General features: G+C 32.6%; 20 protein-coding genes, 1 riboswitch and 1 other annotated feature. All 20 genes read left to right on the plus strand.

Going from position 1 to position 23,459, the window contains the following annotated elements; all coding sequences use genetic code 11:
- Positions 1-329 precede the first annotated feature (329 nt).
- The 20 genes from polA (at position 330) to hemC (ending at position 23,452) form a co-directional block, all read left to right on the plus strand.
- Entirely contained in the window at positions 330-2,960 is a 2,631-nt protein-coding gene (gene polA / locus KA856_RS05980) for a DNA polymerase I (protein ID WP_119535440.1), read from the plus strand.
- Positions 2,961-2,975: 15 nt separating this feature from the next.
- Positions 2,976-3,848, plus strand: a complete 873-nt coding sequence (gene mutM, locus KA856_RS05985) for a bifunctional DNA-formamidopyrimidine glycosylase/DNA-(apurinic or apyrimidinic site) lyase (RefSeq protein WP_119535439.1) — start codon at positions 2,976-2,978, stop codon at positions 3,846-3,848.
- 15 nt (positions 3,849-3,863) lie between these two features.
- Positions 3,864-4,490: a dephospho-CoA kinase gene (coaE, locus tag KA856_RS05990; RefSeq protein WP_040030010.1), complete on the plus strand. Its 627-nt coding sequence runs from the start codon at positions 3,864-3,866 to the stop codon at positions 4,488-4,490.
- Between the two features lie 368 nt (positions 4,491-4,858).
- Positions 4,859-5,884 (plus strand): type I glyceraldehyde-3-phosphate dehydrogenase, encoded by a 1,026-nt coding sequence (gene gap / locus KA856_RS05995; RefSeq protein ID WP_107383770.1) that lies wholly within the window; start codon positions 4,859-4,861, stop codon positions 5,882-5,884.
- Positions 5,885-6,144: 260 nt separating this feature from the next.
- Positions 6,145-6,615: a transcriptional regulator NrdR gene (nrdR, locus tag KA856_RS06000; RefSeq protein ID WP_040030011.1), complete on the plus strand. Its 471-nt coding sequence runs from the start codon at positions 6,145-6,147 to the stop codon at positions 6,613-6,615.
- Positions 6,616-8,007, plus strand: coding sequence for a replicative helicase loading/DNA remodeling protein DnaB (locus KA856_RS06005; RefSeq protein WP_210138554.1), 1,392 nt, complete (start codon positions 6,616-6,618; stop codon positions 8,005-8,007).
- A gap of 3 nt (positions 8,008-8,010) precedes the next feature.
- A complete protein-coding gene (dnaI, locus tag KA856_RS06010) occupies positions 8,011-8,934 on the plus strand; it encodes a primosomal protein DnaI (protein ID WP_210138555.1) in 924 nt (307 codons plus the stop codon).
- Positions 8,935-9,275: 341 nt separating this feature from the next.
- Positions 9,276-11,213, plus strand: coding sequence for a threonine--tRNA ligase (gene thrS / locus KA856_RS06015; RefSeq protein ID WP_107384310.1), 1,938 nt, complete (start codon positions 9,276-9,278; stop codon positions 11,211-11,213).
- Positions 11,214-11,271: 58 nt separating this feature from the next.
- A riboswitch (Lysine riboswitch) is annotated at positions 11,272-11,444 on the plus strand.
- A gap of 209 nt (positions 11,445-11,653) precedes the next feature.
- Positions 11,654-13,141, plus strand: coding sequence for an amino acid permease (locus KA856_RS06020; protein ID WP_019468475.1), 1,488 nt, complete (start codon positions 11,654-11,656; stop codon positions 13,139-13,141).
- Positions 13,142-13,206: 65 nt separating this feature from the next.
- Positions 13,207-13,334: a sequence feature (ribosomal protein L20 leader region), on the plus strand.
- 23 nt (positions 13,335-13,357) lie between these two features.
- Positions 13,358-13,885, plus strand: a complete 528-nt coding sequence (gene infC, locus KA856_RS06025) for a translation initiation factor IF-3 (protein ID WP_107384326.1) — start codon at positions 13,358-13,360, stop codon at positions 13,883-13,885.
- A 28-nt stretch (positions 13,886-13,913) separates the two neighbouring features.
- Positions 13,914-14,114, plus strand: coding sequence for a 50S ribosomal protein L35 (rpmI, locus tag KA856_RS06030; RefSeq protein ID WP_019468477.1), 201 nt, complete (start codon positions 13,914-13,916; stop codon positions 14,112-14,114).
- A 66-nt stretch (positions 14,115-14,180) separates the two neighbouring features.
- The gene (gene rplT, locus KA856_RS06035) at positions 14,181-14,537 is read left to right on the plus strand and encodes a 50S ribosomal protein L20 (protein WP_019468478.1); all 357 of its coding nucleotides are present in this window, start codon (positions 14,181-14,183) and stop codon (positions 14,535-14,537) included.
- Positions 14,538-14,781: 244 nt separating this feature from the next.
- Entirely contained in the window at positions 14,782-15,393 is a 612-nt protein-coding gene (locus KA856_RS06040) for an NUDIX domain-containing protein (RefSeq protein ID WP_210138556.1), read from the plus strand.
- 12 nt (positions 15,394-15,405) lie between these two features.
- Positions 15,406-16,329, plus strand: a complete 924-nt coding sequence (locus KA856_RS06045) for a hypothetical protein (RefSeq protein WP_210138557.1) — start codon at positions 15,406-15,408, stop codon at positions 16,327-16,329.
- Positions 16,330-16,512: 183 nt separating this feature from the next.
- Complete coding sequence (tig, locus tag KA856_RS06050; protein ID WP_107384313.1) at positions 16,513-17,823, plus strand: trigger factor; 1,311 nt, start codon at positions 16,513-16,515, stop codon at positions 17,821-17,823.
- Between the two features lie 186 nt (positions 17,824-18,009).
- The gene (gene clpX, locus KA856_RS06055; RefSeq protein WP_210138558.1) at positions 18,010-19,272 is read left to right on the plus strand and encodes an ATP-dependent Clp protease ATP-binding subunit ClpX; all 1,263 of its coding nucleotides are present in this window, start codon (positions 18,010-18,012) and stop codon (positions 19,270-19,272) included.
- Between the two features lie 271 nt (positions 19,273-19,543).
- Positions 19,544-20,131: a ribosome biogenesis GTP-binding protein YihA/YsxC gene (gene yihA / locus KA856_RS06060; protein WP_107384314.1), complete on the plus strand. Its 588-nt coding sequence runs from the start codon at positions 19,544-19,546 to the stop codon at positions 20,129-20,131.
- 149 nt (positions 20,132-20,280) lie between these two features.
- On the plus strand, positions 20,281-21,615 hold the full coding sequence (gene hemA, locus KA856_RS06065; protein ID WP_210138559.1) for a glutamyl-tRNA reductase: 1,335 nt from the start codon (positions 20,281-20,283) through the stop codon (positions 21,613-21,615).
- Between the two features lie 21 nt (positions 21,616-21,636).
- Entirely contained in the window at positions 21,637-22,476 is an 840-nt protein-coding gene (gene ccsA / locus KA856_RS06070; protein WP_107384316.1) for a cytochrome c biogenesis protein, read from the plus strand.
- 49 nt (positions 22,477-22,525) lie between these two features.
- Positions 22,526-23,452: a hydroxymethylbilane synthase gene (hemC, locus tag KA856_RS06075; RefSeq protein WP_107384317.1), complete on the plus strand. Its 927-nt coding sequence runs from the start codon at positions 22,526-22,528 to the stop codon at positions 23,450-23,452.
- The last annotated feature ends 7 nt before the right edge of the window (positions 23,453-23,459 follow it).

The following is a 23,459-nucleotide window of genomic DNA, read 5'->3' on the forward strand; positions in this document are numbered from 1 at the left end:
GTCAAGGTTAAATCGATTGTTTTATTTTGTTAATGTAAAATACGATAGAAATAGATATTTAATCAATTTGATGATGCTTGTGTTGTCTTGTGCATGTGTAAAGATGCACAGGGATGAATAATAGGATAGAGCATTAATTGAGCTGAAATGCATACGCTTGCATCAGTCGTACAAGTACATAAAATTAAAAAGTAGGCCTTTATCAGTAACTAACAATATAATGGTGATTAACTGAGATGCTCAATTTGACGCAACCTCATCGAATGAATACGGATTGTCCTATAATTTATGATAAAATGAAAAGTAAATATGTGTTGGAGGTTAAAATATTGAACAAATTAATTTTAATTGATGGAAACAGTTTGAGCTTTAGAGCTTTTTATGCGTTACCATTATTACAAAATAAAGCTGGTATTCATACGAACGCCGTTTATGGTTTTGCAATGTTGTTGGAAAAGATAATTAAAGAAGAACAGCCCACACATTTTTTAGTCGCTTTTGATGCTGGGAAAACAACATTTAGGCACGCGCAATATAGTGAATATAAAGGTGGACGACAATCCACTCCTCCAGAACTTAGTGAGCAATTTCCATACGTGAGACAACTATTGGATGCTTATCGTATCAAACGTTACGAATTAGAAAACTATGAAGCAGATGATATTATAGGTACATTAAGTAAACAAGCTAATCAGGAAAACTTCCAAACAATAATCATTACAGGAGATCGTGATTTAACTCAATTAGCAACAGATGATGTAACGATTTATTATACTAAAAAAGGTGTTACAGACGTCGATCATTATACACCAGCGTTTATAGCTGAAAAGTATAGTGGTCTAACACCGAAACAAATTATCGACATGAAAGGTTTAATGGGTGACACTTCAGATAATATTCCTGGAGTAGCTGGTGTCGGAGAAAAAACAGCAATTAAGCTATTGAAGCAATTTTCAACTGTTGAAAATGTATACGATCATCTAGATGAAGTATCAGGAAAAAAACTGAAAGAAAAACTTGAAAATAGTAAAGATGATGCTTTAATGAGTAAAACATTAGCAACAATCAATTGTGATAGCCCGATTGATGTATCGTTAGAGGATACAAAATTACCGGATCATTCAGAAACTGAGGATAAAATTGAACTATTTAAAAAGTTAGAATTCAATCAACTCTTAGATCAGATGGATGCTTCAAATAATGTATCTGAAGTTCAAGACATGGATATAGAAATAGAAGACGATTTTACAAACATTGATTTCAACTCATTAGAAGCAGCTACCATCCATTTTGAATTGGATGGTGCCAACTACTTAAAGGATAATATTTTGAAATTTGGCTTGTTTGATGGCCAACATTATATCGTAGTTAATGCAGAACAATTAGCACAGAATCAATCATTAATTGCTTGGCTTGAAGACGATAAGACTGAAAAGATCGTTTATGATGCCAAAAAATCTTATATTGTAGCACATCGACTCGGTATTAGTATTAAGCATATTGTGTTTGATGTGATGTTAGCAAGTTACATTATTGATCCTTCACGCACAATAGATGACGTGAATTCTGTGGTGGCAAACTACGGTCAACATTATGTCCAATCAAGTGTAACGATATATGGAAAAGGCAAGAAAAAACAGATACCTACAGATGATGTATTAAATCCTTATGTGGGTTCTATTATCAATGCTATCAGTCAAGTTAAACCAAAGATTCAACAACAATTGGATGAATATAATCAAACCGATTTACTGTATGATTTAGAATTACCATTAGCACAAATATTAAGTGAAATGGAAGAAACTGGAATTTATACAGAAATCAGTGAATTGCAACAAATGGAAACAGAAATTCAAAGCAAATTAGATGTATTAATTGATAATATCTATGATGCTGCTGGTGAAAAGTTTAATATTAACTCACCAAAACAATTAGGTGTCGTATTATTTGAAACATTAAAATTACCTGTGATTAAAAAGACTAAGACAGGATACTCTACTGCAGTTGATGTGTTAGAACAGTTGCAAGGGGAACATCCAATCATAGAATATATTTTAGAATATAGGCAATTAGCGAAATTACAATCTACGTATGTTGAAGGGTTACAAAAAGTGATTGCTGAAGATAATCGTATTCATACTCGTTTCAATCAAACATTGGCTCAAACAGGACGTTTATCATCAATTGATCCAAATCTTCAAAACATACCAGTACGTTTAGAAGAAGGTCGAAAAATTAGAAAAGCATTTAAATCAAGTGATAAAAATAATGTTATATTTTCAGCCGATTACTCACAAATTGAATTAAGAGTATTGGCACATATAACGCAAGATGAAAGTTTGAAACAAGCGTTCATCAATGATGAAGATATCCACACAGCCACAGCGGTAAAAGTATTTGATGTAGATCCTGAAAATGTAGATAGTTTAATGCGTAGACAAGCAAAAGCCGTGAATTTTGGTATCGTATATGGTATAAGTGACTATGGTTTAAGCCAAAGTTTAGGTATAACTAGAAAACAAGCTAAAAAATTCATAGATGATTATCTAGATAGTTTCCCTGGCGTCAAACAATATATGGAAGACATAGTTAAAGACTGTAAAGCACAAGGCTATGTAGAAACACTACTTCATAGAAGACGCTATATTCCAGATATCACTAGTAGAAACTTTAATTTAAGAGGTTTTGCTGAAAGAACAGCGATGAACACACCTATACAGGGTAGCGCAGCAGATATTATCAAACTTGCGATGGTACATTTTGCTAATGAGGTTAAACATACAGATTTTCATGCTCAGCTATTATTACAAGTTCACGATGAATTGATTTTTGAATTACCAGAAAAAGAAGTAGATGACTTTGAAAAATTCATTGAAAAAATAATGGATAATGCATTGAAGTTAGATGTTCCATTGAAAGTTGAATCTAGTTATGGACAAACATGGTATGACGCGAAATAGAAAGAGGGGAATATAGTGCCTGAACTACCTGAAGTTGAACATGTTACAAGAGGAATAAGACCTTTTGTACAAGGGCAAAAAATTGAGGATGTTATTTTCTCTGATAAAGTGATAGAAGGAAAAAATAGTCAAAAAGAAACGATTATTAAAGGTCTATCATTAGATACATTCAAAAAGTTTACTGAGGGCTACACGATTAATAATATTGAAAGACGTAGTAAGTATATTGTCTTTTATATTCAAAATAATTCAACACAAAGAATTCTTATTAGTCATTTAGGTATGGCTGGTGGTTTTTTTGTTGTAGATCATATAGAAGACATCAGTACTCCTAATTATCGTAAACATTGGCATGTTATTTTTAAATTAGATAATGACAAACTATTAGTTTATTCAGATATTCGCAGATTTGGAGAGATTAGAAATGTTGCTTCATTTGAAGGATATCCATCATTTTTAGAAATCGCACCAGAACCTTTTGAGCAAGAAGCACTACCACATTATATGTCTTGGTTTGATAAAAAATTATATCTAAACAAACCAATCAAACAAATGATATTAGATCATAGAGTGATTTCAGGTTGTGGTAACATCTATGCTTGTGAAGCATTGTTTCGAGCTGGCATTCACCCAGCACGTATATCTAAAGATTTAAATCATCAAGAAAAAGAAATATTATTTTATTATGTTCGAGAAGTACTAGAAGCGGGTATAAAATATGGTGGTACCAGTATTTCAGATTATCGTCATGCGGATGGAAGTACTGGTACAATGCAACAATATTTAAATGTATATAAACAAAAGACATGTAAAGTGTGCGGAAATGATATTGAGACACAAATTATTGCAACACGCAATAGTCATTTCTGTCCTGTATGTCAAAAATGAAGGAAGAGTGAAATTATGCCTAAAGTTATTGGATTAACTGGTGGTATCGCATCAGGAAAATCAACTGTTTCAGAATTGTTAACAGCACATGGTTTTAAAATTGTAGATGCAGATATTGCATCACGTAAAGCTGTTGAAAAAGGTTCTGAAGGACTTGAGCAAGTTCGTGCAACATTCGGAGAAGAAGCAATTGATGAAGATGGTAATATGGACCGTGGATATGTAGGAGATATCGTCTTCAACTACCCCGAAAAAAGATTAGAATTAAATGAAATCGTCCATCCGATTGTTAGAAACATTATGGAACAAGAGAAAGAAGCGTTTTTAAAAGATGGCTATAATGTAATTATGGACATTCCGTTACTTTATGAAAATGAATTACAAGATACAGTAGATGAAGTATGGCTTGTTTATACTTCAGAAAGTATTCAAATAGATAGATTAATGCAACGCAATGATATTTCTATGGAGGATGCAAAGGCACGGGTTTATAGTCAAATATCCATAGACAAAAAACGCAGAATGGCAGACCATGTCATCGATAATCGAGATTCTAAATTAGATTTAAAACAAAATTTAGAACAATTATTGACCGATGAAGGCTATATTGAAAGTGAAACAGGTCATTCGCAAGAAATATAAATATCAAATGTGTGTATTAAAAACATACGCACTTAATTCCTTCAAAGTGGACATTTAATAAATGAAAACTTTGGAGGGATTTTTTTATACATTTATAGAGATTTTGTAACGTGCAGATTATGGAGGAATAATAAGAATCAGAGGCTACAGGATTGAACCATACCATCAGGCAAGCATGCATGAAAAATCACAGGTTTGAAATATCAAAGAAATAAATGATGATTTTATAAAAAATTAATCGTTTAGAAAACTATAATTTTAACTGTTTTAAGATTTTTAAATTTTTATTCAAGAAAACGCTTTCGCATTTATCGATTTATGTTATACTAATTACATAAAGTATAACACTAAAACGAGGGGTGTTTCGAATGACGACAAATATTGCAATTAATGGAATGGGTAGGATAGGTAGAATGGTATTAAGAATAGCGCTTAAAAACGAAAATATGAATGTAGTCGCGATTAATGCCAGCTATCCACCGGAAACAATTGCTCACCTAATCAATTATGATACGACACATGGTAACTACGATTTAAAAGTAGAACCTATTGAGAATGGTATAAAAGTCGATGAACAAGAAATTAAACTTGTAGCTGACAGAAATCCAGAAAATTTACCGTGGGCTGAACTTGATGTAGATATTGTAATTGAAGCTACTGGTAAGTTTAATCATGGAGATAAAGCAGTGGCTCATATTACTGCTGGAGCTAAAAAAGTATTGTTAACAGGACCATCAAAAGGTGGAGATGTTCAAATGATTGTTAAAGGTGTGAATAACGATCAATTGGACATTGAAAAATATGATATCTTTAGTAATGCTTCTTGTACAACGAATTGTATTGGACCTGTAGCTAAAGTGCTTAATGACCAATTTGGTATTCAAAATGGCTTAATGACAACAGTACATGCTATTACCAATGATCAAAATAATATCGATAACCCACATAAAGATTTACGACGTGCACGTTCATGCAATGAAAGTATTATTCCTACTTCGACAGGCGCTGCTAAAGCACTAAAAGAAGTTTTACCTGAACTAGAAGGAAAACTTCACGGTATGGCTTTAAGAGTGCCAACTAAAAATGTATCATTAGTTGATTTAGTAGTTGATTTAGATACTAATGTGACAGTAGAACAAGTTAATGATGCTTTCAGAAATAACACATTAGAAGATGTGATTGCTACTGAAGATGCGCCACTTGTATCTATGGATTTTAACACAAATCCACATTCAGCCATTATCGATACGCAAAGTACAATGATTATGGGTGATAATAAAGTGAAAGTGATAGCTTGGTATGATAACGAATGGGGTTATTCAAATAGAGTTGTTGATGTCGCTGAAGAAATTGGTCAATTACTAAAAAGTAATGTATCAACTGTTGTTAATTAATAGTGTAATTACTGTTAGAGTTTTACATGATTATTGCTTTGTAATTGCTTAATCAAGAAAAATAATTTATTGTTAACTTATATCTAAACCTCTCGTTAAAGTGAAATAATATTTTCACTTTAACGAGAGGTTTTAACTTTAAATATGAAGAACAAGTGAATCTAAATAAATAAATGAAATTATTGTGTAATACCATTCTTTTGTGGCTTAAGGATTTATAGTATAATGAATGGTAATCAAATTGAGAGGGTGGTAATTCGATGAAATGCCCGAAATGTAGTTCAACGCACTCTCGCGTTGTAGATTCACGACATGCTGATGAAGTAAATGCGATTAGACGTAGAAGAGAATGTGAACAATGCGGCACAAGGTTTACTACGTTTGAACATATTGAAAAAAGACCATTAATCGTTGTAAAAAAAGATGGTACACGTGAGCAATTTTTGCGTGAAAAAATACTCAATGGCTTGGTGCGCTCTTGTGAAAAAAGGCCTGTGCGTTATCAACAATTAGAAGATATTACTAATAATGTGGAGTGGAAACTAAGAGATGAAGGACGTGCTGAAATATCTTCAAGAGAAATTGGGGAACACGTCATGAATTTATTAATGCATGTAGATCAAGTTTCTTATGTGCGTTTTGCATCTGTTTACAAAGAATTTAAAGATGTTGATCAATTATTACAATCAATGCAAGGGATTTTAGCAGAAAACAAACGGAGTGATTCTTAAATGGGATTACAATCCTATGATTATGGTTTAAGACCACAAGATGACTTTCATGTGTTACGTCATTTTTATTTAAATCATAAGCATTTAGAAATTCTAAATAGATTATTTACGCCGATGATTGGATCAAATGCAATCGGTTTGTATCATTATTTGAATCAATTTGTAGAATTTAAACAAGATGTTGTCTTGACTCATTATATTATTATGAATGAATTGAAAATAAATCTACTTGAATTCAGGAAAGAAATGGATTTGTTAGAAGGCATAGGTTTATTAAAATCTTTTGCTCATCATTCTAAGCAACACTCTTCTTTCGTTTACAAACTCATACAACCACCATCAGCACAACAATTTTTTAATGATCCTATGCTATCCGTATATTTATATAGCCAAGTAAGCAAGCAACGTTACTTACAATTGAAATCACATTTTGAGGATCAAATGTCTATTGATTTAAATCAGTACCAAGATGTTACACGCACATTTACTGATGTGTTTAAAGTTCCTAACCAAGCACTCACTGAGGATGAACAGATGATTGAAGGTGAAGAAACTTATGGTGGCATGGATTTGTCTAATGTGAATTTTGATTTTGAAGTACTTTATGATTTATTACAAAATCATTTTATTAGCACTAAAATGATTGATGGTGAAGCTAAAGCGCTGATCACACAAATTGCGACTTTATATGGTTTGACACCAGAAGCAATGAAACGCATTATTTTAAAATCAATCACTAGTGCACAAGAACTTTCTTTTGAAGAGATGCGTAAACATGCTAGAACGTATTATCTTATAGAGCATGAGCAACAGCTTCCCAAATTAAATGCTAAAAAATCAAATTATATCAATGATGATAACACGGAAAATAAAAATCATATTAAAGATGATTCAAAAAATTGGTTAAAGCAATTGGATGAAACCAGTCCTATTGATATGCTTGCTTCGTGGTCAGAATCTGAACCGACGACTCAACAAAAATATATGGTCGAAGAATTAATAGAGAGAGAACAATTACCGTTTGGTGTGATTAACATACTTTTACAATTTGTAATGCTAAAAGAAGATATGAAACTCCCTAAAACCTATATCTTTGAGATTGCATCAAATTGGAAAAAAAAAGGCATCAAAACTGCAGAGGAAGCATATCATTATGCTAAAAAGGTAAATCAACCTACATCCAATCAATCAAATCAAACTAAAAGTGGTAGTTATAAACCTAAGCAACTCGTTTCTAGAGAAATGACGCCTAAGTGGCTAGAAGAAAGGGATAGTAAAGACACGAAAAGCCAAAGTTTAGAAAATTATACTAATCCAGATGAGGATGAAGCATTAAAACGAGACCGTGAAGCATTGTTAAAACGATTAAATAGCAAGCGAGAGGAGGAGTAATATATGAAGTCTTTCAATCATATTATGGGTGATTCTAAAGATTTAAGTAAGCGAATTGAAAAGATAAAAAAAGATGTTATCAATGATCCTGACGTTAAGACGTTTCTAGAATCGCATCAATCTGAAGTGACGAATGCGATGATTGATGAAGATTTGAATATTTTACAAGAATATAAGGATCAAGAAAAACATTATGATGGACATGCTTTTAAAGATTGCCCTAATTTTGTTAAAGGTCACATACCTGAATTATATGTAGAAAATCAACACATTAAGATTCGTTACTTGCCTTGCCCATGTAAAATTAAACATGATGAAGAAAAATTCGATGCACATTTAATTGCCTCACATCATATGCAACGAGATACATTAAATGCCAAATTAAGCGATATTTATATGGATAAGAGAGACCGTATAGATGTCGCAATGGCAGCAACGGATATTTGTGAAAAAATAGTAGAAAAAGCACCCCAAGTTAAAGGTTTATATATACACGGTCCTTTTGGTACAGGCAAGTCATTTATCTTAGGTGCAATTGCCAATGAATTAAAAGTTGAAAAAGTACCTTCTACAATTGTATATTTACCAGAATTTATTCGCTCTTTAAAAGGCGGGTTTAAAGATGGTAGTTTCGAATCAAGGCTTGCAAAAGTACGTGAATCACATGTATTAATGTTGGATGATATTGGTGCTGAAGAAATTACACCTTGGGCGAGAGATGAAGTGATTGGTCCATTATTACATTATAGAATGGTTCAAGAGTTACCAACGTTCTTTAGCTCTAACCTAAGTTTTGAAGAATTAGAATATCATCTTTCTGTTACGCGTAACGGTACAGAAAAAACAAAAGCAGCTAGAATTATGGAAAGAATTAAATCTTTAGCAACACCATATTTTTTGGAAGGCAAAAATTATCGTAACGATTGAATTTAAAAAAAATTGTTGTATAATATAATTAAATCTAAATCAAGCGAAATAAAATGAAGACACGATAGGTAAATGGTTACTTCACAGAGAACCAATGTGTGATGAGAATTTGGTAAGTATCATTATCTGTTACTACTTCATTATAGATGTTTTAATCAACATCCGGCTCAAGACCGTTAACTTATGTAGAGTAAAGTTGTTTCATTCTTACAGAAATAACTTTAATTAGGGTGGTACCACGAAGACCTCGTCCCTTTTAGGGATGGGGTCTTTTTGTTTTACATTTGTAATTATGTCCTTTTCGCTATGATTTAAGGCAAGTATAAATAGGAGGAATTTAAATGGCTCAAATAAATATAACTTTTCCAGATGGTAATGCGAAAGCATTTGAAAAAGGAATTACTACTGAAGAAATTGCGCATTCAATCAGTCCAGGTTTAAGAAAAAAGGCAGTTGCAGGTAAATTAAACGGACAACTCATTGATTTAACAAGACCCATTGAAACAGATGGTGAAATTGAAATTGTAACACCTGGTAGTGATGAAGCTTTAGAAGTTTTACGCCATTCTACTGCACATTTAATGGCACAAGCATTAAAACGTTTATACGGAGATGTGAAATTTGGTGTAGGTCCAGTAATTGATGGTGGTTTTTATTATGACTTTGATATGACTGAAAGTGTGTCATCCGATGATTTTGAAAAAATTGAAAAAACAATGAAACAAATTGTTAATGAAAACTATCCTATAGAGCGAAAAGTAGTTTCGAGAGATGAAGCTAAAACATTTTTTGCAGATGATCCATATAAGCTAGAATTAATAGATGCCATTCCAGAAGATGAAAATGTTACTTTATATTCGCAAGGTGAATTTACTGATTTATGTCGTGGTGTTCATGTACCGTCTACTTCCAAAATTAAAGAATTTAAGCTTTTATCAACTGCAGGTGCATATTGGCGTGGAGACAGCGATAATAAAATGCTTCAACGTATATACGGTACTGCTTTCTTCGATAAAAAAGATTTAAAAGCACATTTACAAATGTTAGAAGAACGTAAAGAACGCGATCACCGTAAAATTGGTAAAGAGCTAGAATTATTCTCAAATAATCAATTAGTAGGTGCTGGGTTACCATTATGGTTGCCAAACGGTGCAACAATTCGCCGTGAAATTGAACGATATATTGTAGATAAAGAAGTGAGCATGGGTTATGATCATGTTTATACACCAGTGATGGCTAATGTAGATTTATATAAAACATCAGGGCATTGGGATCATTATCAAGAAGACATGTTCCCAACTATGAAATTAGATGAAAATGAAGAAATGGTGTTAAGACCTATGAACTGTCCTCATCATATGATGATCTATGCTAATAAACCACATTCATATCGCGAATTACCAATTCGAATTGCTGAATTAGGTACAATGCATCGTTATGAAGCAAGTGGTGCTGTTTCTGGGTTACAACGTGTTAGAGGAATGACTTTAAATGATGCACATATTTTTGTAAGACCAGACCAAATAAAAGAAGAGTTCAAACGGGTTGTTAATTTAATCGTCGATGTTTATGAGGACTTTGGGTTTGAAAATTATAAATTCCGCTTAAGTTACAGAGATCCAGAGGATAAAGAAAAGTACTTTGATGATGAAGAAATGTGGAATAAAGCAGAAAGTATGTTGAAAGAAGCGGCTGATGAACTTGGTTTAGAATACGAAGAAGCTATTGGTGAAGCGGCATTTTATGGTCCTAAGTTAGATGTCCAAGTTCAAACAGCTATGGGTAAAGAAGAAACATTATCAACAGCACAATTAGACTTTTTACTACCTGAAAAATTTGAATTATCATATATAGGAAAAGACGGTGAGCAACATAGACCTGTAGTCATCCATCGTGGCGTTGTTTCGACAATGGAACGCTTTGTTGCATTTTTAACAGAAGAAACTAAAGGCGCTTTCCCTACATGGTTAGCGCCAAAACAAGTTGAAATTATCCCTGTAAATGTGGACTTGCATTATGATTACGCTAGACATTTGCAAGATGAACTTAAATCACAAGGCGTAAGAGTCGAGATAGACGATAGAAATGAGAAAATGGGATACAAAATTAGAGAAGCTCAAATGCAAAAAATCCCTTATCAACTTGTAGTTGGAGATAAAGAAATGGAAAATAATGAAGTGAATGTTAGAAAATATGGTTCTCAAGATCAAGAAACGGTTGAAAAAGAGTCATTTATTTGGGACTTGGTAGATGAAATCAGACTTAAAAAACAAAGATAACCTTGAAAGTAATCTTGAAATCATGTATATTAAATCTTAGTGAAATAAAAAAATAAAAAATTGAGTTAGAGGTTGCGTTTTTAATCAGTAACAATCCGGAAGCTATTTGGAGCGTATGTAGGATTTGTGAAAGGTGAAAATGCCGAAACCAAAAGTGACCATTTGCGCTATTGGTTGGGTCAGTTCTCGAAAGGGACTGGACTGTCACATATGTGATGTGCTACCTATATAAATGCTATTACTAAAATGGTTGCATATCTAATAGGTATGTAACCATTTTATTTTAGGTTAAAGATTATTATTCATACTAAAACGGGAAATTTAAAGCAAATTGTTTAAATAACATGTATATTACAATATTTACGTTATTAATAACTATAAAAGTATAATTATAATCGCATAGTAAGTTGGCCTCTAAGTTTAAAGGAAAGGGAGCATCTATGGCAAAAGAAGGAAATCAAAATAATGGAGTTAAAAGAGGACTAAAAGATCGTCATATATCCATGATAGCAATTGGTGGTTGTATTGGTACTGGTTTGTTTATGACTTCTGGTGGTGCAATTCATGATGCAGGCGCCTTGGGTGCATTACTTGCATACGCAATTATTGGTGCAATGGTATTTTTCCTTATGACATCTTTAGGAGAAATGGCTACTTATTTACCTGTTTCTGGGTCATTTAGTACATATGCTACGCGTTTCGTTGACCCATCACTTGGTTTTGCATTGGGATGGAATTATTGGTTCAACTGGGTTATTACAGTTGCTGCAGACGTTACAATTGCTGCACAAGTGATTCAATATTGGACACCACTTTCAGGTATACCAGCATGGAGTTGGAGCTGTTTGTTCTTAATGATTATATTTGGACTAAACGCATTGTCCGTTAGGGTATATGGCGAAAGTGAATACTGGTTTGCATTAATTAAAGTTGTTACAGTTATTATCTTTATCGGAATTGGTCTACTTACTATCCTAGGTATTATGGGTGGAGAATTCGTAGGTTTTGACACATTCACTAAAGGTGGAGGGCCAATTCTTGGTGACGGATTAGATGGTAGCCTACTAACAATCCTTGGGGTATTCTTAGTTGCAGGATTCTCATTCCAAGGTACTGAATTAATCGGTATTACAGCTGGTGAATCAGAAAACCCAGAACGAGCAGTGCCTAAAGCAATTAAACAAGTGTTTTGGAGAATATTGATTTTTTATATATTAGCAATTTTTGTAATCGGTATGTTAATACCATATGATAGCTCGGCGTTAATGGGCGGTGGAGATGATATTTCAACTTCGCCATTTACATTAGTATTCCAAAATGCAGGATTGGCTTTCGCTGCTTCATTTATGAATGCGGTTATCTTAACATCAGTATTATCAGCAGGTAATTCTGGAATGTATGCATCGACTAGAATGCTATACTCTATGAGTAAAGATAAATTAGCCTATCCAATTTTTGGTAAAACAAATAGAAACGGTGTTCCATATGTATCGCTAATCACGACAGCAATCATTGTCGTAGGTATCTTTATATTACAACATTTGAGTGGTGACGCTTATGAATATATCGTTGCTGCAAGTGGTATGACTGGCTTTATCGCATGGGTAGGTATTGCGGTTAGTCATTATAGATTTAGAAAAGCATTTGATAAGCAAAATTATGATAAATCTAAATTAAAATACAAAGCTAAATTATTCCCATTTGGTCCAATCTTTGCTGGTATACTTTGTGTGCTAGTCATTATCGGACAAGATGTTGATTTTATCAAAACAGGTGAATTTAACTTGAATCGTTTTGTAATCACGTATATGGGTATTCCGGTATTTCTTGCTTTCTTTATTTATCATAAATTGCGTTATAAAACTAGAATGGTTCCATTAGAGAAAGTGAACTTACATCAAGATGTAGATATGGACGAAATTAAATAATAATTAAAACAAACTGTTGACTTATATTAATATTGTTGCTAAGATAGGTAATGTTGAATACGAAACGAACCAAGTAGAAGCTCCCGCTTCTCACCTGTGGCGACGCAAATGCAGTTGGCAGGTCTATATATACATGGAAATATCATGTGTAGAGAAGAGCGGGTATATTATATACTCGCTCTTTTTGCTTGGGATAATTTCGTAAAAATCTTGGAGGTGTCAACCATAGCAAAAGATCAGACTCAAGTTAACGAAAAGATTCGCGCAAAAGAATTACGTTTGATAGGGCAAGATGGAGAACAAATTGGTGTTAAATCAAAATCCGAAGCCCTAGAAATGGCTGAAAGAGTAGGTTTAGATGTAGTCTTAATGGCTCCAAATGCTAAACCACCTGTTGCAAGAATTATGGATTACGGTAAATACAGATTCGAACAACAGAAAAAAGAAAAAGAAATGAAGAAGAAACAAAAAACAATTAACCTTAAAGAAATTCGCTTAAGTCCAACAATTGAGGAACATGATTTCCAAACTAAATTGAAAAATGGACGTAAGTTCTTAGAAAAAGGCGATAAATGTAAAGTTTCTATTCGCTTCAGAGGACGTGCGATTACGCATAAAGAAATTGGTCAACGAGTTTTAGAAAAATTCGCTGAAGAATGTAAAGATATCGCAACTATTGGGCAAAGACCTAAAATGGACGGCCGTCAAATGTTCATTATGCTTAACCCGATAAATGAAAAATAATACTAGATAATACAGGAGGAAATGAATCATGCCTAAAATGAAAACACACCGTGGAGCTGCTAAACGTGTTAAAAGAACTGCTTCAGGTCAATTAAAACGTTCAAGAGCTTTTACTTCACATATGTTTGCAAATAAAACGACTAAACAAAAACGTAAATTACGTAAAGCTTCATTAGTACACAAATCAGACATGAAACGTGTAAAACAATTATTATCTTATAAAAAATAATTAACGAGTTAGCGTGAGAAATAACGAAAATATTAAGCATGTACACATTTTAAGGAGGAATTTATTATGCCACGAGTAAAAGGTGGAACAGTAACAAGAGCTCGTCGTAAAAAGACGATTAAATTAGCTAAAGGTTACTTCGGTGCGAAACGCACATTATACAAAGTTGCAAAACAACAAGTAATGAAATCAGGACAATACGCTTTCCGTGACCGTCGTCAAAGAAAACGTGACTTCCGTAAATTATGGATTACACGTATTAATGCTGCAGCACGTCAACATGATATGAGTTATTCAAGATTAATGAACGGCTTGAAAAAAGCTGATATCGACGTTAACCGTAAAATGCTTTCTGAAATCGCAATTTCAGATGACAAAGCTTTCGGTGAATTAGTAGCTAAAGCTAAAGAAGCTTTAAAATAATTTTAAAATAAAGCCTGGGACACCATATTGTCTCAGGCTTTTATGTGGTATTAGCAAAGCGTAAGTATTATAAAATAGAGAGGCTTGAGCGAATACCAATATAATAATTATTTTTAACTCAGAGATTGGAATATGAGATGATTAAAAATTTCACTGCTGGTTAGAGCTTTGACATTAGTATTATTTTGAGATACTTAAATGTTTTGATAAAATAACAAAGAAGTCACACATGAAGGAGAAACTAATGTCTAAATTTGATGAAATGATTACAGTCGTACCAAGAAAAATTTTATTTGATAATGAAAATAATCAGTTTAATGGATTTTTAGATAAAAATTCAAATAAAGGACAAGACATTTTTGAAACACTATCGAATTATGAAATTAAACGTCGTGGTGATATGGAGGGAAATCCAAGTTATAAACAACTTATTTCATATTGCATATTAGAAAATGAACACGATGAAATTTTGGTTTATGAACGTCTATCTGGTGGTGGAGAAACACGTTTACACGGGCAATCTTCAATCGGTGTCGGTGGTCATATGAATGACGTTAAAGGAGCCGAATCTATTAATGAAGTGCTCAGAGTGAATGCTCAGAGAGAATTAAATGAAGAAGTAGGACTTTCTGAAAGTAAATCACAAAATTTAGCATACATAGGCTTTATCAACGATGATACAAATGAAGTCGGTGAAGTTCATTTAGGTGTTGTATTTAAGATAAATGTTAATAGTAATGATGTAGAAGCAAAAGAGACAGATACTTTAAAAATTAAATGGGTCAATCATAATAAGATAGATAATTATGATGACTTTGAAACATGGAGTGCACTCATTTTACAGGCAATACAATAGAGGTGTTGATCAATGTCTGATATCATTCCATTTCCACGATCAAAAGAAAAGTTGATTAGAGAAATTAAGCAAGCTTTTAATGAAAATAATTTAGCGCAAGCCTATGATTTGTTTGAGTCATTAGAAGCTCAATTCGAACTTGATGAACAAATGGCGCTTTTAAAATGTGCGATGCTTTTTAAAATGGAACATTATTTAGAATTACGTGAAGAAGCAATCATTTTATTAAAACAAGGTATGTCCAATTATGATGATTTAATGATTTACTATGTAAAAAGTTTAAATGGCTTGGGTCAATATTTTGAAGTCGTCGAAATCATTAACCAAATCATAGATGAGGTTAATGATCATAAAACTAGAATGGAACTGTTTCCAATCAAGGAATTTGCATTAAGCCAAATTGATAAACATAATGAACATGCAGCTCAAATGCTACAAAATTTTGATACATTAACACTTAAAGAACAAGTTAATATTATGTTGACGCTCATAGACCATAGTCAATATCGTTATCAAGAAACAGTTATTCATTTGTTGAATGCGTTAGCACTAGCACCAAATGTCGTAAGTATTATGTTGGAATACTTGCGCTTTGCAAAAAATGACCAAACGATTTCTATTCATAAATACGGATATGAAATCAATGTGATTCCACGTAATCTTGAAGGATTAGAACAAACTTTATTCAAAAATGAAATCATACCTAACGTACTAAAACAACTTGAAGATGGTGCAGCACAGCTTGTAGAGGAAGCACTTCATTTGCTGAATAATCATGCTATTTTACTATATCCATTAAATGTTGAAAACATTGCAACTAAGCAAACTTGGATAGAAGGTTACACAAATTATTTCAAATCTATGGTCGGTTTAGAAAGTCTTGATGAAACGAATCATGTGCTTGCATTCATCGTGTCACTAGATAAAGAAAAATAGGTTGTTTTATCATTAACTCATATGAAAAGTGGGTAATGATGTTAAGAGGTAAAAAAAATTAAAATAAATTTCAACTTTTTATTTATTATTCATATAAAATTCATAATTTGTGTCGAGCTTTGACGTGTGCTATAATAATGAAGTTGAAAAAATAAAATAGGATAATCATGGAGGTTTTTATACATGACAGCAACTTGGGAAAAAAAGGAAGGTAACGAAGGCGTTTTATCTGTTACTGTTCCAGCAGAAAAAGTAGACAAAGCAATTGATCAAGCTTTCAAAAAAGTGGTTAAACAAATTAATGTGCCAGGATTCCGTAAAGGGAAAGTACCTCGCCAAATTTTTGAACAACGCTTTGGTGTAGAAGCATTGTATCAAGATGCAGTTGATATCTTATTACCAGAAGCTTATGGTGAAGCTATTGACGAAACTGGCATTAAACCAGTTGATCAACCAGAAATCAATGTAACATCAATTGAAAAAGGTGAAGACATGACATTTGAAGCAAATGTTGTAGTTGAACCTGAAGTTGAACTTGGTGATTACAAAGGTTTAGAAATTGAAAAACAAGATACTGAATTAACTGAAGAAGAAGTACAAGAATCAATCGATCATCAACTTGGACATTTAGCAGAAATGGTTGTTAAAGAAGATGGTGCAGTTGAAAACGGTGATACTGTAAACATTGATTTTGATGGTTATGTAGATGATGAACAATTTGAAGGTGGACAAGCTGAAGGCTATGACCTTGAAATTGGTTCAGGATCATTCATTCCAGGTTTTGAAGAACAATTGGTTGGTGTTAAAGCTGGTGAAGAAAAAGATGTTAATGTAACATTCCCAGAAGAATACCATGCTGAAGAATTAGCTGGTAAAGAAGCAACATTCAAAACAAAAGTTAATGAAATTAAATATAAAGACGTTCCAGAATTAAATGATGAAATTGCAAACGAATTAGATGCTGAAGCTAACTCAGTTGATGAGTATAAAGAAAACGTACGTAAACGTTTAGCTGAACAAAAAGCAACAGACGCTGAAAATACTCAAAAAGAAGAAGCTATCAACAAAGCTACGAATAATACAACAATTGACGTTCCAGAAGCGATGATTAAAACTGAGTTAGACCGCATGGTTCAAGAATTTGGACAACGTATGCAACAACAAGGTCTTAATTTAGAAACTTATTTCCAAATTTCTGGACAAGATGAGTCACAATTAAGAGAACAAATGAAAGATGATGCTGAAGAACGCGTTAAAACAAACTTAACATTAACTGCGATTGCTGATGCTGAAGAAGTTGAAGTATCTGATGCTGACATCGATAAAGAATTAGAAAAAATGAGTGAACAGTTTAATATATCTGTAGAAGATATTAAACAAACGCTTGGCAGTACTGACATCGTTAAAAATGATGTGCGTATCCAAAAAGTTATCGATATGTTAGTAGAAGAAGCGAAATTAGTAGAACCATCTAAAGATGACTCAGAAGCATAATTAAAAATATCTCAAGCATATTGTTTGTAGAAACAAAGAATAGTTGTTTAATATTGTAAACTAGTAGCAGATGCATTCAATTAATGTGTCTGCTACAATGTTTTGTGCAAAAAACTTGAGATTTATTCAAGTTGCATATTAAAATGCTATCTAGTATAGTCTTTAGGGAATAGGGGTGTAAATAGAATGTTCAAATTCAATGAAGATGAAGAAAATTTAAAATGCTCTTTCTGTGGTAAAGATCAAGGCCAAGTTAAAAAATTAGTCGCAGGAAGTGGCGTATACATTTGTAATGAATGTATTGAGCTATGCTCAGAAATTGTTGAAGAAGAATTAGCTCAATCAGAATCAGAAGGACTAACAGAATTACCAACTCCTAAAGAAATTATGGACCAATTAAATGATTATGTTATTGGACAAGAAAAAGCTAAAAAATCTTTAGCTGTCGCAGTATATAATCATTATAAACGTGTTCAAAATTTAGGTCCAAATGAAGATGACGTAGAATTACAAAAAAGTAATGTTGCCTTAATTGGTCCAACAGGTAGCGGTAAAACCCTTTTAGCCCAAACTTTAGCTAAAACATTAAACGTACCTTTTGCAATCGCAGACGCTACGAGTTTAACTGAAGCCGGATATGTTGGCGATGACGTTGAAAATATATTGCTTCGCTTAATTCAAGCAGCTGATTTTGATATAGATAAAGCAGAAAAAGGTATTATTTATGTCGATGAAATTGATAAAATCGCTAGAAAATCTGAAAACACATCTATTACAAGAGATGTTTCTGGTGAAGGTGTACAACAAGCGCTATTGAAAATTCTTGAAGGTACGACTGCTAGTGTGCCACCACAAGGCGGACGTAAACATCCAAACCAAGAATTAATTCAAATTGATACTACAAACATCTTATTTGTACTAGGTGGTGCATTTGATGGTATTGATGAAGTAATCAAACGTAGACTTGGTGAAAAAGTAATTGGTTTTTCTAGTAGTGAAGCATCTAAATATGATGAAGATGCTATCTTAGAACAAATTAGACCTGAAGATTTACAATCATATGGTCTGATTCCAGAATTTATTGGTCGTGTACCTATTGTTGCTAATTTAGAGACATTAGATGTAGATGCATTAAAAAATATTTTAACGCAACCAAAAAATGCTTTAGTAAAACAATATACAAAAATGTTAGAACTTGATGATGTAGAATTAGAATTTACAGACGAAGCGTTGTCTGCAATTAGTAATAAAGCGATCGAGCGTAAAACAGGTGCACGTGGATTACGTTCAATTATTGAAGAAGCATTGATTGATATTATGTACGATGTTCCATCTTCTGATGGTGTTGTGAAAGTAGTAATTACAGAAGAAACAATTAATGAAGAAAAAGATCCTGAACTATACGATAAAGAAGGTAACCTTGTAAATAAGGAACAAACTTCTGCTTAACAAAACAGTTTTGAAATAAGGGCCAAAGCCAACGCATCATTTTATGAGTATTGGTTGTCCTGCAAGGTTAGATTAACGTTGATATAAACTATAATTATCAAAATTTCAAATGCGTCAACGTTAAAAATTCAAACTACGAGGCTGAGACATTTTTAATATGTCTTAGCCTCTTTCTTTTTAAAAGCAGTATAAATCATATAAAAATACATATAAATATGTGAAATTGTGTAATATAATAATGAAGTGACTTTAATAGAAAAGAGGGTCGGGAATGAAAATAAATCCTAATGAAATTGAATTATTAATAAGTGCGGTAAAGCCCGAACAATATCCAGAAACTGGATTAAGTGAAGTTGGTCTTAGTGGTCGCTCTAACGTTGGTAAATCATCCTTTATCAATAGTATGATTGGACGAAAAAATATGGCAAGAACTTCACAACAACCAGGTAAAACGCAAACACTCAATTTTTATAACATTGATAACCAACTGGTATTTGTAGATGTGCCAGGCTACGGTTATGCAAAAGTAAGTAAAAAGCAGCGTGAAGCATTTGGAAAAATGATTGAAAAATATATTTCTCAAAGAACATCTTTAAAGCTTGTCATTCAGCTTGTCGATTTGAGACATAATCCGACTGAAGACGATATTTTAATGTATAATTATTTGAAGTATTTTGATATTCCGACATTAGTGATCGCTACAAAAGAGGATAAAATTGCTAAAGGCAAAGTACAGAAACATTTGGCTAATGTTCAACGAAAGCTTGAAATGGAACCTGAGGATGAAATTATAAGTTATTCTTCTATCCAAGCGAATAAACAACAACAAGTCTGGAATATAATTGAAAAATATTTATAAAAAGCTTAAAAGGTCTTTAAATTGTATAAATTATGACAACTATTTGAATGTAAATTAGAATATTTCTAATTTACGTGCGCAAGATGCTTAACTCAAATGATAATTGTGTTATAATTTACTTATTGTAATATGTATGGAGGGCGTTATAAATGCATTTAATTGCGATAAGCATTAATCATCGTACAGCAGATGTAGCACTGAGAGAACAAGTTGCTTTTAAAGATGATGCCATACGTTCAGCTAATATTGATTTATTTGAAACTAAATCTATTTTAGAAAATGTAATATTATCAACATGTAATCGTACAGAAGTATATGCGGTTGTTGATCAAATTCATACGGGTCGCTATTATATTCAACGTTTTTTAGCGAGAAATTTTGGATTTGATGTAGAAGAGATTAAACAAATAACTGAAGTAACAGTGGGGGACGCAGCAGTAAAACATTTATTGCAAGTTACTTCTGGATTAGATTCTGTAGTATTAGGAGAAACTCAAATTCTTGGACAAATTAGAGATGCATTCTTTATCGCTCAAGAAGAAGATACAACTGGTACTATATTTAATCATCTATTTAAACAAGCGATTACTTTCGCGAAAAAAGCACATAATGAAACAGATATTGCAGATAATGCAGTGAGTGTTTCATATGCAGCAGTTGAACTTAGTAAGAAAGTATTTGGCAAAATTAATAATAAAAGCGCATTGATAATTGGTGCAGGGGATATGAGTGAGCTGTCACTCTTAAATTTGATTGGTTCAGATGTAACTGATGTGACAATCGTTAATAGGACTGTCAGTAAAGCACAGAAATTAGCAATCTCACATAATGTTAAGTATGAATCTATGGAGGCACTACCACAACTTTTGGCACATGCGGATATTGTGATCAGTTCAACGAGTTCAGATGAATATATCATTACAAATAGCATGATGGCTTCTATTCAATCACAACGGAAAAATGATTCACTCGTATTGATTGATATTGCGGTCCCAAGAGATATTGAACCAGGCATTGATACACATCAAGATGTCTTTAATTATGATGTTGACGATTTGAAAGGCTTAGTGGATGCTAACTTAAAACAACGTCAAAATGCGGCTGACGAAATTTTACAAAGAATTCCAGCAGAAATTGAAGCACATAATGAATGGGTTAATATGTTAGGTGTTGTTCCTGTTATTCGTGCACTTAGAGAAAAAGCGATGGATATTCAAGAAGATACAATGAGTAGTATTGATCGAAAACTTCCTGGTTTAACAGAAAGAGAACGTAAAATAATATCAAAACATACAAAAAGTATCATTAACCAAATGTTAAAAGATCCTATTAAGCAAGCGAAAGAGTTGAGTAGTGACAAAAAAAGTAACGAAAAATTAGAGCTATTTCAAAACATTTTTGACATTGAAGCTGAACAAGCCTATAAACCAAAAAAGAAAAAAAGTAATGTAGCTACGACAAGTCAAATTTTTAGTTTTGAATAAGCAAATGCAAATGGTGATGATATGCAAGAATTTTCGTTCATTAGATTAAATGAACTTATATTATTAATTTATTTATTTAGCATTGCTTGTTATTTTTATGATTTTTTGAAAAAACATCATAGAATTAAAATGATTGGTTTTGTTTCATTAGGGATTGTTTGGATGTTACAAACAGTCTCTTTATCTTTATATGTAAATGTAACGAAGCAAATTCCGTTAGGGAATATATTTGATGTGTTTTTTGCGTTAGCATGGCTTATTATTTCTATTTCCATAGTTATCAATGTGATTAAACAAATAAACTTATCCATATTTTTATTTAATATGATTGGTTTTTTATTCATTGCAATCAACACATTCCAACCTATGCATTATCAAAGTACCGGTGAAAAACTCAATATTATCAATGAATTGCTTATAGTGCATATTAGTTTGGCAGTAATTAGTTACGCATTATTTGCTTTTGCTTTTGTAAATTGTATCTTGTATTTAATACAATATAATAATTTGAAACAAAAACGATTTGACCAGAAATATTTTAGAATTGGTAGTGTGGCCACACTTGAACAAGTGGTATTCTACAGTAGTTTAATCGGTTTTATTTTCATAATATTAAGCATTGTACTAGGCGCGCAATGGGGATTTAATACTTTAGGTGTAAACATCATTATAGACCCTAAAGTTATTATGTCATCAGTCATAACATTGCTATATGGAATTTATTTGATTTTTAGAGTTAAAAAAATACTAACTAAGCATAAATTAATTTACTTTAATATCTTATTGTTTTGTCTTAGTATGATTAATTTATTTTTTGCTTCACATATATCTGATTTTCATCAATGGACAGGTATTTATTGAAGTGTAATTTAGTTGAATGAATAGACTTGTTTCTAGGAGGATGCGCATGATGCGTAAATTAGTAGTAGGTTCACGAAGAAGTAAGTTAGCTTTAACGCAAAGTAAACAATTTATTGATAAATTAAAATCAGTAGATCCAAGTTTAGAAGTGGAAATAAAGGAAATCGTAACAAAAGGCGATCGAATTATAGATAAACAATTATCTAAAGTGGGCGGAAAAGGTCTGTTTGTTAAAGAAATTCAAAATGCTTTATTTAATGAAGAAATTGATATGGCAATTCATTCCTTAAAAGATGTCCCAAGTGTGATTCCAGATGGATTGACTTTAGGTTGCATACCTGACAGAGAAAATCCATATGATGCGTACATTGCTAAAAATCATATTCCACTAGAAGAACTACCAAAGCAAAGTATTGTTGGTACTAGTTCGTTAAGACGTGGTGCGCAAATACTTGCAAAATATCCACATTTACAAATAAAATGGATTCGCGGTAATATTGATACACGATTGAGTAAATTAAATAATGAAGATTACGATGCCATATTATTAGCTGCAGCTGGGCTAAAACGTATGGGTTGGTCTGATGATATCGTCACTTCATATTTAGACGAGCGTACTTTGATACCTGCGATAGGTCAAGGGGCCTTAGGTATAGAATGTCGGTCAGATGACAAGGAGTTGCTAGAACTTCTTGCTAAAGTCCACAATCATGATGTTGCAGATTGTGTAACTGCAGAGCGCACGTTTTTAGAACGTATGAATGGTAGTTGCCAAGTACCTATAGGGGGCTATGCTAGTAAAAATAGTGATGGTACAATAGAATTCACAGGACTAATTATGTCACCTGACGGTAAAGAACGTTACGAACAAACCGAACGTGGGACTGATCCTGTAGAACTTGGTGAAAAAGTAACAGAAGTCTTAAATGCACAGGGTGCATATGAAATAATTAAAGCGCTAAACGAAGAACAATAATCGTTCG

It is taken from the genome of Staphylococcus sp. GDB9P120P (genome assembly GCF_017893435.1).
GTDB lineage: Bacteria > Bacillota > Bacilli > Staphylococcales > Staphylococcaceae > Staphylococcus > Staphylococcus cohnii.